This is a genomic window from Pseudomonas sp. PF05 (assembly GCF_056521845.1).
Genome location: NZ_JBWLPW010000052.1, coordinates 1 through 1,909 on the forward strand (window position 1 = coordinate 1; position 1,909 = coordinate 1,909).

Genomic DNA, 1,909 nt, shown 5'->3' on the forward strand with positions numbered 1-1,909 from the left:
TCTGCCGGCACCGGATGCCGAGGCGTACGCCAGCCAGGCCTACGAGGCACCGCAAGGCGAGATCGAACAGGTCTTGGCCGACCTGTGGGCCGAGCTGTTGAAAGTGGAGCGGGTCGGTCGCCACGACAATTTCTTCGAACTGGGCGGCCATTCGCTGCTGGCGATGAGGCTGATCGAGCGCATGCGCCAGGCCGAACTATCGGTGGATGTGCGCGTGCTGTTCAGCCAGCCAACGCTGCAGGCACTGGCCGCTGCGGTGGGCGGACACCGGGATGTGGTGGTGCCGGCCTGCGCCGTCGTCGAAGGCTGTGAGCGCATCACACCGGACATGTTGCCGCTGGCCGTATTGAGCCAGGAGGCCATCGATCGGATCGTGGCGAGCGTGCCGGGAGGAGCGCGCAACGTGCAGGAGATCTACCCACTGGCGCCGTTGCAGGAAGGCATCCTGTATCACCATTTGACGGCGAAAATGGGTGATCCGTACGTGCTGCAAACGCTGTTCGGGTTTGACCGCCGGGCCCGGTTGGATGACTTTGCCCAGGCTTTGCAGGGGGTGATTGACCGGCATGACATTCTCAGAACTTCGATGGTCTGGGAAAACCTCGACGAACCGATGCAGGTCGTGTGGCGACAGGCTCGGCTCAGCGTTGACGAGTTGGACGCGGACCCGAGCGGCGGCGATGCCGTTGCCCGGCTGTATGAGCGTTTCGATGCCCGGCATTACCGGCTGGACGTGCGGCAGGCACCGATGCTGCGTCTGGCCATCGCCGAGGACGTCGCCAACCAGCGCTGGGTCGCCATGCTGCTGTTCCACCATATGGTCCTGGACCATACCGGCCTGGAAGTGCTGGAACGTGAAATGCAGGCGCAGTTGTTGGGCAAGGTCCATGAACTGGGCGAATCGGTGCCTTATCGCAACTACGTGGCCCAGGCGCGCCTGGGTGTCGATCAGCAGGCGCACGAAGCGTTTTTCCGCGACATGCTTGGCGACGTCGACGAGCCTACGTTGCCGTTCGGCCTGCGGGATGTGCAAGGCGATGGCAATGGCGTGGAAGAGGTAAAGCTGGCCGTGGAGGCGGGCTTGTGTCGCCGTCTGCGCGACCAGGCCCGCCAGTTGGGCGTCAGCGCGGCGAGCCTGATGCACTTGGCCTGGGCGCACGTCCTGGGCCGTGTCAGCGGTCGCGACGACGTGGTCTTCGGCACCGTACTATTGGGTCGCATGCAGGCCGGCGATGGAGCTGACCGGGCCCTGGGCATGTTCATCAACACCTTGCCATTGCGGGTGAGCCTGGCTGGGCAAGGTGCATACGCAGCGGTGAAGGCGACCCACAAACGACTCAGCGGCCTGCTGGGCCATGAGCACGCTCCGTTGGCACTGGCCCAGCGTTGCAGTGGCGTGGTTGCGCCAACACCGTTGTTCAGTTCGATGCTCAACTATCGTCATTGCGGGATCGAGGTGACCGCGCAGGCGCTGACGGCGTGGCAAGGCATCGAGTCGATTGGCGGTGAAGAACGGACCAATTACCCCTTGGCGCTGGCCGTGGATGATGAAGGCGAGGGCTTCAGCCTGGTGGTGCAAGCGTTGGTCGGAACCGGCGCGCGGCGTATCGGCGAGTACGTGCAGACCACGCTCGAAAGTCTGGTCAGCGCACTGGAGCAGGCGCCGGATACGCCACTGCAGGCCCTCACGAGTCTGCCGGCGGCCGAACGTCTGCATCTGTTGGAAACGTTCAATGCCACGGCGGTCGATTACCCGCAGGGCCTGACCTTGCACGGCTTGTTCGAAACACGGGTCGCGGCCTGTCCGGATGCCGTCGCGGTTGTCTCTGGCGAGGCAGAGTTGAGCTACTCGCAATTGAATACGCGCGCCAACCAGGTCGCTCATCGCCTATTGGAACTGGGCATTCGC

Annotated in this window: 1 protein-coding gene; it reads left to right on the forward strand. The window is 64.0% G+C overall.

Annotation, left to right across the window (positions count from 1 at the left end):
* On the forward strand, positions 1-1,909 hold a 1,909-nt coding region (locus tag AC09SL_RS29365), incomplete at both ends, for a condensation domain-containing protein (RefSeq protein ID WP_479571988.1).